12 protein-coding genes are annotated in these 16,146 nt (G+C 45.9%); 7 read left to right on the top strand and 5 right to left on the bottom strand.

Features of this window, described 5'->3' with window-relative positions:
- Positions 1–92: 92 nt before the first annotated feature.
- A complete protein-coding gene (locus ACH3Y6_RS11915) occupies positions 93–1,391 on the top strand; it encodes a M20/M25/M40 family metallo-hydrolase (RefSeq protein WP_490835838.1) in 1,299 nt (432 codons plus the stop codon).
- Between the two features lie 22 nt (positions 1,392–1,413).
- Positions 1,414–2,202: an NIPSNAP family protein gene (locus tag ACH3Y6_RS11910; protein ID WP_490835837.1), complete on the top strand. Its 789-nt coding sequence runs from the start codon at positions 1,414–1,416 to the stop codon at positions 2,200–2,202.
- 93 nt (positions 2,203–2,295) lie between these two features.
- Here the strand turns inward: ACH3Y6_RS11910 and ACH3Y6_RS11905 are convergent, their stop codons facing one another.
- The 3 genes from ACH3Y6_RS11905 to ACH3Y6_RS11895 all read right to left on the bottom strand — a co-directional run bounded on the left by ACH3Y6_RS11905 (position 2,296) and on the right by ACH3Y6_RS11895 (position 4,090).
- Positions 2,296–2,862, bottom strand: coding sequence for a hypothetical protein (locus tag ACH3Y6_RS11905; protein ID WP_490835836.1), 567 nt, complete (start codon positions 2,860–2,862; stop codon positions 2,296–2,298).
- 66 nt (positions 2,863–2,928) lie between these two features.
- On the bottom strand, positions 2,929–3,501 hold the full coding sequence (locus ACH3Y6_RS11900) for a TetR/AcrR family transcriptional regulator (protein WP_490835835.1): 573 nt from the start codon (positions 3,499–3,501) through the stop codon (positions 2,929–2,931).
- 67 nt (positions 3,502–3,568) lie between these two features.
- The gene (locus tag ACH3Y6_RS11895; RefSeq protein ID WP_490835834.1) at positions 3,569–4,090 is read right to left on the bottom strand and encodes a YdeI/OmpD-associated family protein; all 522 of its coding nucleotides are present in this window, start codon (positions 4,088–4,090) and stop codon (positions 3,569–3,571) included.
- Between the two features lie 131 nt (positions 4,091–4,221).
- Between ACH3Y6_RS11895 and ACH3Y6_RS11890 the strand changes: the two genes are divergently transcribed.
- From ACH3Y6_RS11890 to ACH3Y6_RS11880, 3 genes are all read left to right on the top strand, one after another.
- On the top strand, positions 4,222–4,608 hold the full coding sequence (locus ACH3Y6_RS11890) for a hypothetical protein (RefSeq protein WP_490835833.1): 387 nt from the start codon (positions 4,222–4,224) through the stop codon (positions 4,606–4,608).
- Between the two features lie 90 nt (positions 4,609–4,698).
- Positions 4,699–9,060, top strand: coding sequence for a CusA/CzcA family heavy metal efflux RND transporter (locus ACH3Y6_RS11885; protein ID WP_490835832.1), 4,362 nt, complete (start codon positions 4,699–4,701; stop codon positions 9,058–9,060).
- A 6-nt stretch (positions 9,061–9,066) separates the two neighbouring features.
- The gene (locus ACH3Y6_RS11880; protein ID WP_490835831.1) at positions 9,067–10,194 is read left to right on the top strand and encodes an efflux RND transporter periplasmic adaptor subunit; all 1,128 of its coding nucleotides are present in this window, start codon (positions 9,067–9,069) and stop codon (positions 10,192–10,194) included.
- A gap of 316 nt (positions 10,195–10,510) precedes the next feature.
- Here the strand turns inward: ACH3Y6_RS11880 and ACH3Y6_RS11875 are convergent, their stop codons facing one another.
- A complete protein-coding gene (locus ACH3Y6_RS11875; RefSeq protein ID WP_490835830.1) occupies positions 10,511–11,005 on the bottom strand; it encodes an ORF6N domain-containing protein in 495 nt (164 codons plus the stop codon).
- A gap of 244 nt (positions 11,006–11,249) precedes the next feature.
- Positions 11,250–13,847, bottom strand: a complete 2,598-nt coding sequence (clpB, locus tag ACH3Y6_RS11870; protein ID WP_490835829.1) for an ATP-dependent chaperone ClpB — start codon at positions 13,845–13,847, stop codon at positions 11,250–11,252.
- Between the two features lie 251 nt (positions 13,848–14,098).
- Here clpB and ACH3Y6_RS11865 point away from each other — a divergent pair, with 251 nt between their 5' ends.
- Positions 14,099–15,151, top strand: coding sequence for a serine hydrolase domain-containing protein (locus tag ACH3Y6_RS11865; protein ID WP_490835828.1), 1,053 nt, complete (start codon positions 14,099–14,101; stop codon positions 15,149–15,151).
- Positions 15,152–15,159: 8 nt separating this feature from the next.
- Positions 15,160–16,095, top strand: coding sequence for a tRNA epoxyqueuosine(34) reductase QueG (gene queG, locus ACH3Y6_RS11860; RefSeq protein ID WP_490835827.1), 936 nt, complete (start codon positions 15,160–15,162; stop codon positions 16,093–16,095).
- The last annotated feature ends 51 nt before the right edge of the window (positions 16,096–16,146 follow it).

The raw sequence follows: 16,146 nt of genomic DNA, 5'->3' as shown, positions 1-16,146 counted from the left end.
GTTTGTTTTTCAAAAAATTACCAAGTTTTAACCGCATACCTGTGAAACACAGGATTTTGTTACTTAACTTGGCAGAAATCAATGAATGCTTCATGAGAAAGATACCCGCCTTTGTTCTGGCGTTGCTTCTGCATAACCAAATTTTTTCACAGCCGCTCTCCGACACCGAAAAAAAGATCATCAATTACATTAATCTGCACATCCCTGAGGCAGAAAACTTACTGGCCAATGTGGTGAATATCAACAGCGGTACTTTGAACAAGGCAGGTGTGCGACAGGTAGGTGATGTTTTTGCCAAAGAGTTTGCCAAAGCTGGTTTTACCACAGAATGGATCAACCTGCCCGATTCGCTGAAAAGAGCGGGACACCTGGTTGCCAGCCGTAAGGGAAAAAAGGGTAAGAAGATTTTCCTGATCGGTCATCTGGATACCGTTTTTGAGCCTGATATGCCATTTTCTCCGTATCAGCGTTTAAATGATTCTACTGCTACCGGCCAGGGTGTAAATGATATGAAAGGTGGTGATGTGGTGGTAGTGATGGCCTTACAGGCTTTACAATCCATGGGATTACTGGACGACACACAGATCATTGCTTATTTTACGGGGGATGAAGAAAGATCGGGACAACCCACCAGTGTTAGCCGTAAAGATTTTATAGAACGCGCCAAAGCCTGTGATGTGGCCCTGGCATTTGAAGGTGCCAACGGACTGAATTCCATCGCTACTGCCCGCAGAGGCAGCAGTGGCTGGCAACTGCATGTAACTGGTAAAACAGGTCATTCCTCCGGGGTATTTAGTGCCGGAGCCGGTTATGGTGCCATTTATGAGGCGGCCCGTATCCTGAATAGTTTCCGCGAAGAACTGAGTATGGAAAAATACCTCACTTTCAACCCTGGTCTCATACTGGGCGGATCAGAAATGATATACGAGGAAACCAAAGCACGCGGGGAAGCACTGGGTAAAACCAATATCATCTCTCCCGAAACTGTGGTTACCGGAGACCTTCGTTTCCTGACCGAAGCACAGAAAGAAACTGCCCGGGAGAAAATGCGCCAGATCGTTGCCAGGAACCTGAATGGCAGCAAAGCTGAGATCAAATTTCAGGATGGCATTCCGGCCATGGAACCTACCGAAGGCAATGCCAGGTTACTGGATGTGGTCAGCGGTGTTACCAAAGCCATGGGATTGGGCGCCACCAAAGCGGGTGATCCGGGTTCAAGAGGCGCCGGAGACATTTCGTATGTAGCCAGGTATATGAAAGGAAGTATCGATGGACTGGGAGCTTCGGGCCGAGGTGCACATGCTCCGGGAGAAACCATTAACCTGAAAGAGTTTCCTTTACTGATACAGAGAGCCGCTTTGCTGATCTATCGTTTAACCCATACTGATTAATCCAATAAACATCAACAACACCATGAAAAAAGTCGTTTGTCTCCTGTTACTCATCGCAGGAATGTTCCAGGGAAATTTAGTTGCCCAAAAATCCAAAGCCGAAAAAAGAGATTATTATGAAATCAAAGTTTACCGTCTGGCCAATAATGAACAGCTACAGCAGGTAGATGCTTTTTTGAAAAACGCTTATTTGCCGGCATTACACAGGGCGGGTGTGAAGAAAGTAGGCGTTTACCATCCTGTGGGTAACGATACGGCCACAGAGAAAAGGATCTTCGTATTTATCCCGCTTCCAACATGGAAAGATGCCAGTACGTTGGAAGACCTGCTGGTAAAAGACAACCAATTACAGAAAGACGGTGAAACTTACTGGAATGCCGCACATGATGCCCCTATGTATAAGCGCATAGAGAATATCCTGCTGAAGGCATTCCCGCTGATGACCACTTTTAAAGAACCCTCACTCACTGGTAATAAAACAGATCGGGTGTATGAGCTGCGGAGTTATGAAGGCGGTTCGGAAAGATTATACCGGCAGAAAGTAAAAATGTTCAATGAGGGTGGCGAAATAGCCCTGTTCAGCCGCCTGAATTTTAATGCGGTGTTTTATGCAGAAGTGATTGCTGGCAGCCGTATGCCCAACCTGATGTATATGACCAGTTTTAACAATATGGCCGACAGGGATGAACACTGGAAAGCATTCGGGTCTTCGCCCGAATGGACCAAACTGAAAGCAATGCCGGAATACCTGAATACCGTTTCCAGAAATGAAACGATCTTACTGAATCCTGCAGAATTCTCTGAACTCTGATCTGATACAGTTCTCTGATCATAAGAAAAGGCATCCCTGACGGGATGCCTTTTTGCTGTTACTGATCTTCTCATTCAGTCATCAGCTACCCTGTTATTTACAGGTATTATATTGTTCTACCAGCCTGGGCAAACTGGTAAAATCAAATTGTTTGTTCTTTACTGCATCAACCACTACAGAACAACCGGCGAACAGACTGGAGACTGTGGCCTCAAAATCTTTCTGGGTAATACGAACCCATTTACTGTCTGCCTGCAACTGTATATAATAGTCGCCCGCTTTACCTTCAGCCGTGGTAACACTGATCACTTCTGCGCCATTATACAGCATTTTTCCACTGTTATCCGTTACACGCTGGTATAAACCAGCCTTACCCGGTGCTACAAGTACTTTATAAAAGTCACTGGCATAAGCGATATAACTGCTGCCATTTAAGGTAAACCCAGCAATTTCAGCGGGCGAGTAGATTGTTTTCTTTCCGGCAGCTGATTGAAAAAGGATATTGCCTTTTTTAGCAGTCTGGTCGCGGATGGTTCCATCCAGCGTTTCCTGGTTGGCTTTTTGTACGGTTCCTTTCTGAAATTCGGGAACCGACTGTGCCGCTGTTCCCAATGGCAGTCCGATAGCCACTAATAACAGAGATGCGATCATTTGTTTCATGGTATGTGTTTTTATTGGTTTGCTGATAGTTACTTACTAATAAGTAAGTTTTAAGGGTAAAAAAAATCATCCTTTCACCTGCCTTAGTAAGGCCTTGCGTATTTGTACATAATCCTGCTTACCGGATATTCTTGCCAGCTGCACACCGGCAGCCAGGTTGGTCATGATCAGAAGCGCCTGCGTTCTGGCCGACTCAGTAAACCTGCATTCTCCCTTCTTCTTTCCCTCCTGCAGGGTCTTTTCCACCATGCCCAGCACCAGTTCGATCAGTTCGGTTACCCGGGTCTTAACCGACTCAGGTAACGTATTATAATCAGACGCTACAGAACCAATGATGCAGATGCAATTGGAATCTACCAGCACAGAGTAACGTTCAATGAACTTATCCAGTTTCTGTAAAGCAGTCAAACCTGATACCTGCAGCTGTTTGCCCATCTGGATATACTCATCCAGGTACTGGTCAAGTATGGCCGCCAGCAGATCTTCCTTGCCACGGAAATGATAATGCACGGCAGCATTCTTCATTTGCAAGACTTTCGAAATATCGGCATAACTGAACGCATTGTAGCCATAGCGTTTGATCAGATCCATCCCGATCCTGAGTATTTCCTGTTTGGTATCCTGGTTTCTGGGAGCCACACCCTGAAATTAAGGAAAACTTACTAACCAGTAAGTTTTGAGAAGTCTTTTTTCTTCCTGGGGTATCTCAGAACCCACCCCTGTCTTTCTCTGCCTGATGGCTGCGGATCATGGTTACAAAATCCTGCTTGCGAACCAGGGCATTGACCACCTGTACAATACGTTTGGTAACTGCTGCCTCTGATTTTACGCCCCCTATCCACTTGATGAAATAATTGCGGTGCGAAGGCTTGAGTTGTTCAAAAAAAATCCGGGCTTCAGGTGCATCGTCCAGGCATTCCATGAATTCGGCCGGAACCGCCAGTTCCTGTTTGTCAATGGATAAACTGACTGTAAGCATGGCACTTTTTTTCTTCTGTATCGTTTTTCGCATAACTGCATTCAACGGAAGGATAAATCTCCCACCTCCCATCGGAAGCAATGCCACACCGGAAATAGCATAGGCATCCAGTTTACCCTTTACCCGAAACGATTTGCGACTACCCGGCTGCAACTGTTCAGCAATATCGACAGGGATAGCAATATAGGTCCAGCCGGTCTTTTCTCCCTGCTCACCAAATTGTTGTATCATAGCTGTAAACTGTACCATATTCTCATTCAATTTCGGGTATCCCTGCAAATCCTGCAAATCAGATCCCATACATTTGATAACCGGCCAATCTCGGCCCAGTATCGGCAGGTGGGTTGTTCAACTGGCACGTTTTTGCTAACTTTGATCTGTTGAAAAGGCTGATCGCTATATTGTTCCTTTCCATTTACCTGTTTTCCACAACAGAAATGTACCAGCTGGTTAAACTGCCGCTGCTGGTGGAGCATTTTATCGAACATAAACAGAAAAAAAGCGATCTGACCCTTTGGGAGTTTCTCTGCCTGCATTACACCCCTACCACAGAGAAAGATTCGGATTATGCCAAGGACATGAAATTGCCGTTTAAATCGCATGATGGTTGCATCAATGCGGTAATTGGTGCATTTGTACCCAACAATCATTCTACAGAAATCCACAAACCTGTTACCAGCAACTCCAGACATTTTCCTTTGTTAGATGAGACATTTACAGGTGCTTCATTTTTGTCTACCATCTGGCAACCCCCCAAAAGCTGTTGATCTGACCTCTGGTAATGGTATCAGGCAAACACCCTTGTGTTTGCGATACCCTGTATGCAATTACGCTAACAAAAACGATCAACAAAAATTATGCTAAACAAGATAATCGGCTTCTCGATTCGCAATAAACTCATTATCGGACTATTTGTACTGACGCTGGTGGGTTTTGGTATCTACGAAACCACCAAACTACCCATTGACGCTGTACCGGACATTACCAATAACCAGGTGCAGGTAATCACTGTGGCCCCTTCGTTTGGGGCTACCGATATTGAAAGACTGGTCACATTTCCCATAGAACAGGCCAACAGTAATATCAAAGGCATGCTGGAGATCCGAAGTTTCTCCCGTTTCGGCCTTTCACTAGTTACCATCGTATTTGACGACGAAACAGATATTTACTGGGCCAGACAACAGGTAGCTGAACGGCTGCAGAAAATACAGGGACTGATCCCTCCGGGCATAGGAACACCTGAACTAGGCCCTATCAGTACCGGACTGGGCGAGATCTACCAATATGTGGTAAGACCAGAAGAGGGCTACGAAAATAAATACGATGCAACCCAACTCCGTACGATCCAGGACTGGATCGTGCGCCGTCAGTTGCTGGGCGTAAAAGGTGTGGCCGAAGTCAGCAGCTTTGGAGGAAAACTAAAACAATACGAGATCGCTGTAAATCCCAACAAACTGCAATCATACCAGCTTACTATCCGGGATGTATTTTCCGCACTGGAAAAAAATAACCAGAACACCGGTGGGGCTTATATAGAAAAAGGTGCTACCGTACTGTTCATCCGAAGCGAAGGTCTGATCGGCAGTCCGGAAGATCTGGGCAACATTGCTGTTAAAACCACTTCGAATGGAACCCCTTTGTTCCTGCGCGATATAGCAGAGATCAAAACCGGTTATGCCACCCGCTATGGTGCCATGTGCTACAACGATAAGGGTGAAGTTGCCGGAGCCGTTGTCATGATGCTGAAAGGTGCCAACAGCAGCGAAGTCATCAAGAATGTGAAAGAGCGGGTAGCACAGATACAAAAAACCATGCCCAAGGGTGTGGTGATCGAGCCCTTCCTCGACCGGACCAAGATGGTAAATCATGCCATTGGCACCGTAACCCGGAACCTGATGGAAGGTGCGCTGATCGTGGTGTTTATCCTCGTACTGTTCCTGGGTAACATACGTGCTGGTTTGCTGGTAGCTTCCGTGATCCCTTTATCCATGCTGGTAGCGATTATCCTGATGAACCTGTTTGGTGTGAGTGGCAACCTGATGAGCCTCGGAGCCCTGGATTTTGGATTGATCGTTGACGGTGCCGTAATCATTGTGGAAGCGGTGATGCACCAGCTTACACACAGTAAGAAATTCGCCAGCATTACACAGTTATCGCAAAAAGATATGGATGAGCAGGTGGACCTATCCGCAGGAAAAATGATGAACAGCGCCGTATTCGGACAGATCATTATCCTGATTGTATACCTGCCTATTTTCACTTTACAGGGAATTGAGGGAAAAATGTTCAAGCCCATGGCACAAACGGTGGCTTTTGCCCTGTTTGGGGCATTTATATTGTCACTCACTTACATACCGATGATGAGTTCACTGGTGCTGAGTAAGAAGATATCACACAAGACTAATCTGTCTGACAAACTGATGTTCCGGCTGGAACGGATTTACCAGCATGCACTGAACAGGTTGCTGCGTATTCCTAAAACCATTCTGACCATTGTTGTAAGCCTGTTCATACTGGCTATCTTTACCCTAACCCGCATGGGTGGTGAATTTATTCCGGCCCTGGAGGAAGGTGATTTTGCAGTTGAAACCAGGGTGCTTACAGGCAGTAACCTGACCACTACTATTGAGAGTACACAAAAAGCAGCACATATCTTAAAAACAAGGTTCCCGGAAGTAGAGAAAGTGGTAACCAAGATCGGTAGTGGTGAAATTCCCACCGACCCAATGCCTATGGAAGCCAGTGACCTGATGGTAATACTGAAAGACAAAGAAGAATGGACTTCAGCCAAAACATTTAAGGAAATGTCGCAGAAAATGGGCGAAGCGTTGCAGGAAGTTCCGGGTATCACCACCGGTTTCCAATTCCCTGTACAAATGCGTTTCAATGAATTGATGACAGGCGCCAGACAGGATGTGGTATGCAAAATCTTTGGCGAGAACCTGGACACACTGGCGCATTATGCCGCACAACTGGGAAAGATTGTGAACACGGTACAGGGAAGTCAGAGCTTATTTATAGAGCCTGTAACAGGCATGCCACAGATCATCATTGAATACAACCGGCCACTGATTGCACAGTACCAGCTGAATATTGCTGATATTAACCAGATCATCAATACTGCATTTGCGGGGCAATCGGCCGGGATGGTATTTGAAGAAGAAAAACGTTTCAGCCTGGTGGTTCGACTGGATATGGACAAACGTCGCAGCCTGGAAGACGTGCAGAACCTGCTGGTAGCCACTCCGCAGGGCACACAGATTCCTTTGTCGCAACTGGCAACTGTATCCATCAAAGACGGTCCCAACCAGATACAAAGAGAAGACGCCAAACGAAGAATTGTAGTCGGTTTTAACGTGAAGGATCGTGATGTGGAATCAATCGTTACAGAACTACAGCAGAAAGCGGAAAAACAGATCAAACTGCCGGAAGGCTATTATATCACTTATGGTGGTGCTTTTGAAAACCTGAATGAAGCTAAGAAAAGGCTGAGCATCGCCGTGCCGGTATCACTTTTCATGATCCTGGTATTACTGCATTTTGCCTTCAACTCACTCAAACACGGTTTACTGATCTACACGGCCATACCCTTATCGGCAATCGGGGGAATCTTTTTCCTCGCCTTACGTGGCATGCCATTCAGCATCAGTGCGGGTGTCGGTTTCATTGCGCTGTTTGGCGTGGCGGTATTAAATGGTATTGTATTGATCGCAGAATTCAATCGCCTGAAAAAAGAGGGGTTGACCAACCTGCACAATATTGTACTAATGGGTACCAAAGTACGTTTAAGGCCGGTTTTGATGACGGCATTGGTCGCTTCGCTTGGTTTCCTGCCCATGGCCATCAGTAACGGTGCGGGAGCAGAAGTGCAAAGGCCGCTGGCCACCGTAGTAATCGGCGGATTATTGATCGCAACATTTTTAACCCTGTTCGTTTTACCTATCATGTATATCCTCTTTGAAAAATCCGGTATCCGGAAAAAGAAAAAAAGGAATGGCCATGCGCCTGTTGCCATAATTATTGGTCTGCTGTTACTATCGACAACCGGCTTACAGGCACAACAATACATCAGTCTGGGTGCAGCAATTGACACTGCATTAAAAAACAACCTGACAGTAAAAAACGAGAAACTGAAAGCAGTGTGGCAACAACAGTTGATCCAAACAGCCACCAACATACCCAAAGCCAATATTTCGGCAGAAGCGGGCCAGATCAACAGCGGTTACACTGATACCAAATTTGGCATTACGCAATCTTTCAGTTTTCCAACGGTCTACACAAAACAAAAAAACCTGCTGACAGAGGAATGGAAATCATCTTTACTGACCATAGCAGTAAAGGAAGCAGAGTTAAAACGTTCTGTCACACAGGTCTTTTATTCCATACTGTTATTACACGAAAAAAGGCAACTGTTATTGAGGGCAGACAGTAATTATGCCGAGTTTCTCCGGAAAGCATCCCTTAGATTGGAAAAAGGGGAAGCCAATATCCTCGAAAAGACCACGGCAGAAACACAACGTGGCAATATTTTCCTGCAACTGAAAGCCTTACAGGAAGAAATGGAACTGCTGCAGATCCAACTCCGCTTATTACTGAATACCACGGAGATGCTTGAGCCACAAGCAAGTTCGCTGAAAGTGCCGGCCCCGCCGGGGATGGACAGTAGCAACCTGTCTGGTCACCCATTACTGACCATATTGCAGCAACAAAAGATAGCGGCCATGGCCAACACGGAATTGGAAAAAGCCCGGCTGCTACCCGATCTCAACATCGGTTATTCCAACGCAAGTATCCGGGGAGTAGGCGCCGACAATATTGTGTACGGAAGCGGAACCCGTTTCAGTTCAGCCTTGATCGGCGTCGGCATACCCATTTTTGCAGGCTCGCAGAAAGCCAGGATCAATTCTTCCAGGGCATATGAAAGGGTTACCGAAACCAATTACCAGCTACAGTTACAATCACTGGAAAGCCAATACAAGACAGCTGTTACACAATATATGGCGGGTCTTCAGTCTGTGTCCTATTTCGAGAAAACAGCATTGCCCAATGCAAGACTGATCACCCAGACTGCCAATAAGCAGTTTTTAAATGGTGAGATCAATTACCTGGAATGGGTAATGCTGAGTAACCAGAGTATCGTGATAGAGAATAGCTACCTGGATGCTCTGAAACTGCTGAACGAAAGCCTGATCCATATTACTTATCTATTATCTAAATAATCTTATATGAAGCATATATATATCGTCTTATTGTTCATCATGCTCTCAGCCTGCAGTAGCAAAAAGCAGGAAGAAGCCGCTATATCCAAACCGGAAGTTGCCAACCTCGTAACCTTAACATCAGCACAATTGGCAGGTTCCAAAATAGAAACCGGGAAAGTGGAAGAGAAAAGCATATCCGCCATAATCAAAGTGAGTGGTAAAATAGATGTGCCGCCACAGAATATGATATCGGTAAGTATGCCCCTGGGTGGTTTTTTACGTTCTACCAAACTGTTACCGGGTATGCACATCAGCAAAGGAGAAGTGATCGGCGTTATGGAAGACCAGCAATACATCCAGCTGCAGCAGGATTATTTAACAACCAAATCAAAGCTGGTATATCTTGAAGCAGAGTTCCTCCGCCAGAAAGAACTGAACCAGAGTAAAGCTACCAGTGATAAAATTTTCCAGCAAACACAGATGGATTATCAAACACAGAAAATCAACCTGGGTGCCATTGCTGAAAAACTGAAGCTGATCCATATCAATCCGCAGCAGGTATCGGAGAACAATATTTCCAGAAGTGTCAACATCTACTCTCCCATTACCGGGTTCGTATCAAGCGTAAAGGTGAACACAGGAAAATATGTGAACCCTACTGATATCCTGTTTGAACTGGTGAATCCTGACGATATTCACCTGAACCTGCAGGTATTTGAAAAAGACCTGCCCAAACTGGCCATTGGGCAGAAATTGTTGGCATATACCAATAACAACCCAGGAAAAAAACACCCCTGTGAGATCAGCATCATCAGTCACGATCTTTCACCAGAGAGAACCGCTGATGTACATTGTCACTTTGAAGATTATGACAAAACCCTGTTCCCGGGCACCTATATGAATGCTGAGATCAAGCTGAAAAGTCAGCAATCTCCTGCATTACCCGAAGAAGCCATTGTAGCTTACGAGGGCGTTAACTATGTATTCATACAAAAAGCTCCCAATCAATTCCTGATGACAGCCATTGAAACAGGAACCAAAGAGAATGGGTTTATAGAGGTCATGAATAGTGCCAGTTTTGCAGGTAAAACCATTGTAACTAAAGGTGCGTATACCCTCTTAATGGCCCTTAAAAACAAACCACAAGAATAATCGATTATTCTCCGGCTACATCAATAGGGGGGCAGGTATCCATCGTACCTGCCCCTTGTTTTTACGCATTCAAGCCTCTTTATTAAAAACGATCTATTCTCCTAATCACACGGCACGGTTGTTTTTAAGATTGCCCAACCGCAATATTTGAATGCTTCTTGATATACAACAGGTCTAAGGTGTTCCGCAGTATGATTGCTGCTATCTGGTTTTTTTTCTAAAGCAGATTCTGAGCAGGCTGTTGATGACTTCTGCAGAAAGAGGATCAGTCATGATGATACATTTCTCATGCCTGTTCACCTTAAAAAATGCAAAATCATTCCTGATTTCGCCTGAACCCGATTCTTTGCCTGGCAGGTTGTGTAGGATTGATCAGTTGTTTGAGATATTGAAAGAGAGTCTGAATCTGCCCATCATGGCCAGAAAGCCTTTCTTCGATTTTTTCCAACTGCAGTAGTATATCCTTATGCGTCAATAATGTTTCCCGCATACGCGAGAATATCCGTATCAGCTGAATATTCACCTTAATGGCTCTTTCGCTGCTAAGAATACAGGATAACATGGTTGCTCCCTGTTCCGTGAAACAGTAGGGCAAATGCCTGAGTCCCATTTTGAGAGAATTGGAGGACGCAAATTGCGTTCTCCAATTCTCGAACTCATCCCTATTCATCTGAAACATAAAATCTTCCGGGAAACGCGACAAATGACGCCTGACAGCTTCTTTCAGCCTTTTGGTCTCCACACCATACAATTCGGACAAATCCCTGTCAATCATTACCTTATGGCCTCGTATCACATAAATCTTGTTCATAATCACTTTGTCAGCAACCTGAATATCTTGTCTATCCATAACTTTTTGGGAGTTATCCCCTTTAATTGGAGGACGCAATTTGCGTCCTCCAATTAAAGGGGCATGCGTGTATATGAACTACTAATATAATCTGTCGGGGCAGTACTGCATAGCGTATTTGCCGCAATCACCTCCTATCAATACACCCTAAAAGAAAAGGCCGGGATACCATTACCCCGGCCTGAAAACCTATGTCAACCCATCTTTATTCTTCGTTCCTGAATACAACTACCCCATCAAACACATCTACTAATACAGGTTTTGTTTTATCGATATCACCTGCCAGAATTCTTTTACTCAGGGCATTGATGATCTGTTTCTGGATCAGCCTTTTCAGCGGTCTGGCGCCAAATTGCGGATCATATCCCTGTTCAGACAGGAACTCTAGCAAATACTTACTGAAATTCAGTTCGATACCGTTCTCGGCCACCAGTTTTTTCAACCCTTCCAGCTGGATCTTGACGATGCCCAGGATCTGCTTTTTCATCAGCGGACTGAACATGATGATCTCATCCACCCTGTTCAGAAACTCAGGCCTGATGGTCTGACGCAACAGATTCATCACTTCAACCTTGGCCGTTTCTGTTACTTCCTCAACATTGTCCTCATTCACTTTCTCAAATGCATCCTGGATCAGGTGGCTACCTATATTGCTGGTCATGATGATGATGGTATTCTTAAAGTTCACCACACGTCCTTTGTTATCGGTCAGACGGCCATCATCCAGCACCTGCAGTAATACGTTCCATACATCCGGGTGTGCTTTTTCGATCTCATCCAGCAATACCACACTGTACGGTTTTCGGCGTACGGCTTCGGTCAGCTGTCCACCTTCATCATATCCTACATATCCCGGAGGAGCTCCTACCAGCCTTGATACGGTATGCTTCTCCTGGTATTCACTCATGTCAATACGGGTCATCATACTTTCGTCATCGAACAGGTATTCGGCCAGCGCTTTGGCCAGTTCTGTTTTACCCACACCGGTGGTTCCGAGAAAGATGAATGAACCGATCGGTTTTTTGGGATCCTGCAAACCGGCACGGCTTCTGCGGATAGCATCGGCCACCGCTGTGATGGCTTCTTCCTGTCCAACCACACGATGATGCAGTTCATCCTCCAGGTGCAGTAATTTCTCCCTTTCGCTCTGCAGCATTTTGGCTACCGGGATACCTGTTGCTTTGGCTACATTGGCTGCAATATCCTCAGCATCCACTTCTTCCTTCAATAATCGTTTATCAGTGGAGCTTTCGATCTGTGCGGAGATCTCTGTAATCAGCGCCTCCTGCTCTTTGATCTTACCATACCGGATCTCAGCTACTTTTCCATATTCGCCGTTACGCTCCGCCTGTTCGGCCTGTTGTTTCAGATCTTCAATTTTTGCTTTCGCGTTCTGGACCTTCTCTACCAGTTCTTTTTCCTGTTTCCATTTCGATTTCAGGGTATCCCGCTCCACCATCAGGGTGCTGATATCAACATTCAGTTCTTTCAGTTTGGATTCATCATTCTCCCGTTTGATGGCTTCGCGCTCAATTTCCAGCTGGCGTATCTGTCGCTCCAGTTTATCCAGTTCTTCCGGCATTGAATTCATTTCCAGGCGCAGTTTGGCCGCACTTTCGTCGATCAGGTCAATGGCTTTGTCCGGCAGGAACCGGTCGGTCATATAACGACTTGACAGTTCCACTGCCGCAATAATGGCTTCGTCCTTAATACGTACATGGTGGTGGGTCTCATACCTGTCTTTGAGTCCACGCAGAATGGAGATCGCATCTTCCATAGAGGGTTCATCGATCATCACTTTCTGGAAACGGCGTTCGAGTGCTTTATCTTTCTCAAAATATTTCTGGTACTCATTCAGGGTGGTGGCGCCAATGGCTCTCAGTTCTCCACGGGCCAGTGCCGGCTTCAGGATATTGGCTGCATCCATCGCACCCTCACCACCACCTGCACCGATCAGGGTATGGATCTCATCAATGAAAAGGATGATCTCCCCATCGCTGGTAGACACTTCCTTTACCACGCCCTTCAAACGTTCTTCAAATTCACCTTTGTATTTGGCACCGGCGATCAGTTGTCCCATATCCAGTGCAAAAATGGTTTTGGAACGCAGGTTATCAGGCACATCACCATTGATGATACGCATGGCCAGCCCCTCCACAATAGCAGTTTTACCTACGCCGGGCTCACCTACCAGTATCGGGTTGTTCTTACTTCTACGGGTAAGAATGTGCAGGGTTCTGCGGATCTCTTCATCCCTGCCGATCACAGGATCCAGCTTACCCTGCCTAGCCATTTCATTCAGGTTTTTGGCATATTTGTTCAGAGTATTCAACTGGGTTTCCTGTGTCTGCGATTGAATAGTATCTCCCTTGCGCAGGTCCTTGATAGCCGTGATCAGGCCTTTTTCTGTAAGACCCACCGCTTTCAGGGTTTTGGCAGTATCATCATTCACCTGCAACAGGGCGAGCAACAGGTGCTCCGTGCTGATGAATTCATCCTTAAATTCTTTCAGTGTGCTGTTGGCTTTAAGGAAAACGGTATTCAGGTCGCGACTGATGCTCTGGGCAGGTTCACCGGTCTGGATCTTGGGTAATTTGCTGATACTTTCATCCACTTTGGTTTCGGTGAATGCCACATTCACATTGTTCCGCTTCAACAAAAATTCTACCGGACTGTCCTTATCCGCCAGCAAGGCTTTCAACAGGTGGTTGGTCTCAATATTGGGATTACCGTTATTGAACGCTACCTGCTGTGCCGCCTGGATGGTTTCCTGGGCCTTGATGGTATAATTGTTCAGGTTCATATAGGGGTTTTATCGTTTACTGATTGGCAGATTTGTATAAGGTTAATTGACTGATAGATAGTTTTTACCCGGCTGCAGTTGGCGCTTCCTCTTTTCTTGCGTCGCACACGGGTACTTTTGGTACTTTGGGCAACAGGATTTATCAAAAGACTCTTTGCAGCCAGGCCACCGATTTCTGTCGGAACTAGCTATTTTTCAAATAACTTTAAACCTTATTACAAATCACAATCCAAGTGATAAATCCGGAAATTATGTCTGTAAAAACAAGCGAAATCTGCGGTAAAGTCAGTGCTGTATTCATTTTCCTGTTATTCTTTCAGGTAGCCATGGGGCAGCCTGAGTTTTCAGAACTTGACCGCAAACTGGAAGCTTCCAGGAAAGAACTTGGCGGACAGGTGGTTGCCCTGATCTATAAAGACGGCAAGCTCATTTACCAAAAATCCATCGGAGCCGATTTTAACCTGAAAACCCAGGCGCCTATTGCCAGTTGCAGTAAATGGCTGACGGCGGCATTGGTCATGAGTTTTGTGGACCAGGGCAAGCTATCACTGGATGACAAGGTGGGTAAATACCTGCCCATTTTCACCAAATATTCCAAAGGTTATATCACTATCAAGGATTGCCTCGTACATTTAACCGGCATCGAATCGGAGCCCATACGCCTGCTCAGTATCATGGGTCGTAAAAAATATGCTTCACTGGAAGAAGAAGTAAATGATTTTGCCTCCAAACAGGAGATTGAATCTAACCCGGGCCTTTCTTTCCGTTACAGCAATATCGGGCTGAATATTGCCGGTCGTGTACTTGAAGTGTTGACTCGCAGAAGTTTTGAACAGCTCATGCAGGAGCGCATTACCCGTCCGCTCATGATGCGTAACACCAGTTTTGCCAGCTTCAATGCCGTAAATCCTTCCGGCGGAGCCATCTCTACTGCCGGCGATTATATGAATTTCCTGTCCATGATCCTGAATAAGGGAATGTTCAATGGCAAAAGAATACTCAGCGAAAAAGCGATCGGAGATATGCAGACCGTGCGTACCACTCCTGCCATGATCAAATATGCACCAAAAGCGGCCGAAGGATATAATTATGGGTTTGGTGAATGGATACTGGAAGCAGATGAGAACGGACAGGGAACCGTAGTGGCCAGTCCGGGATTATTTGGCACCTGGCCCATGGTAGATCATTGCCGGGGTTATGCCTGTATCTTCTTCACAAAAGGGCTATTAGGCGAAGAAAGAAAAGATATCTATATGGATATGAAACGTTCTATTGATGCACAACTGGCATCCAACTGTAAATAGCCAACACCTTGAGCGTTCTGCAAAAACATACCCGTTTGGTGAAAGAAGCTGCCCGACAGCTGGGATTCTCGTATTGTGGTATTGCCAGGGCGGAACAACTGGATGAAGATGCCCGACGTCTTGAAGCCTGGTTGCGTCAAGGTATGCATGGAAGCATGCAATACATGGAGAACCATTTTGATCTGCGTATAGACCCTCGTAAGCTGGTACCCGGTGCTAAATCTGTGATAACCCTGCTACAGAATTATTATCCTGCGCAAAAGCAGTCAACCGGCATACCTAAAATTGCCAAATACGCCTATGGAAAGGATTATCACGATGTGATACGGGCCAAACTCCATGGTTTCCTGGCACAGCTCAACCAATCCATCGGAGAGATACAGGGACGGGGATTTGTAGACTCGGCCCCAGTACTGGAAAGGACCTGGGCCGTAAAAAGCGGTGCGGGGTGGATCGGCCGAAACGGGAACCTCATCAACAAACAAACCGGTTCTTTTTATTTTATCGCCACACTCATAGTGGATATAGAACTAGAGTACGACGATGCCCTTGCCAAAGATTTCTGCGGCAGTTGCCGGAAATGCATCGACGCCTGCCCTACCGACGCCATCGGTAACAACAAAGTGATCGACGGCAGCAAATGCATCAGTTATTTCACCATCGAATTAAAAGATGCACTGATTCCGGAGCAGATGAAAGGGAAATTCGACAACTGGTTATTCGGCTGCGATGTTTGCCAGGATATTTGCCCATGGAACCGTTTCAGCAAAACACATTCGGAACCGGCATTCACTCCCATCCCCGAAATACTGAACCTGGGCACACGAGAATGGGAAGCACTGAGTGAAGAAGCTTTCACCCGTATTTTCAAGGGTTCTCCCATCAAAAGGGCCAAGTACAAAGGCATCAAACGAAATCTTTCTTTTATCAGCCCTTCCGGATAAAAGACGGAAATGGTTCGTTGCAGCTTTTACAATCTTTTGACTCATTTTTTA

It is taken from the genome of Sediminibacterium sp. FW305-C-269, from assembly GCF_058231045.1.
This window is presented reverse-complemented; position numbering and strand designations above follow the sequence as displayed.